The sequence below is a fragment of the Vibrio sp. 1249-1 genome, from assembly GCF_033340495.1.
Genome location: NZ_JAWOWJ010000501.1, coordinates 1 through 719 on the forward strand (window position 1 = coordinate 1; position 719 = coordinate 719).

The 719-nt window shown below is 50.1% G+C and carries 1 pseudogene; it reads right to left on the reverse strand.

Annotated elements, in window-relative coordinates:
* Positions 1–719: pseudogene (locus R7Z50_RS27235) on the reverse strand (flagellar hook-length control protein FliK); the annotation flags it as partial.

Genomic DNA, 719 nt, shown 5'->3' on the forward strand with positions numbered 1-719 from the left:
GTTGGCAGCGCAACCAACTGGGCTAGCTCTTGCTCAGGAATATCCGCGACGACGTCACCCGATCTCAAACCTTCAATGACATCGATTTCTTGTTCGCTCAGAGGTTTGCCTTGCGCCAACTTGGTATCAATGACTTCCAGCTCATCAATTGAAACCAGCTGAACCGCCTTACCTTCAAAGCCGACCGTCGCAGGGTCAAGTGACACCGAACCATCCAATGCACCTGAGGTGTTCGCCTGAGCTTGTTGCATTGCTGAAGCATCCATTACAGGAGGCGCAGTCAGGTTTTGCCATTCAGTTGATTGAGACTGTAGCTTCTCAATATCAATCGGCTTTCCATTGGCATCTAAGATTGGTTCCAGTTGCTGTTCGGCCGCCAAAGTCACTTGCTCAACAGAAGGCGTCGATTGCAACGCTGCTAGCGCTTTTGCGTCATCTGTTTCGACCAGTTTCGACACTGGAGCAGAGAAAGAGGTTGCTTGCGTCGTCTGTAGAGGCAAACCCTTGCCGCTATCAACAAAAGAATCATTGGTTTGCAATGCTTGATTCGCTTGTTCAATACGACCGAGTAGTTGCTGACCTTCTCCCATCGCACTGGCCACCTCTATCTTATCTTGCGAGTCTGTGTTCTGAGTGCTTTGTTTTGAATCCAACTGAGCCTCTGACTCCATTGGCGACAAAGCTCGCTTCGCTACGACGGGGGCTTTACCTTCTTCTTG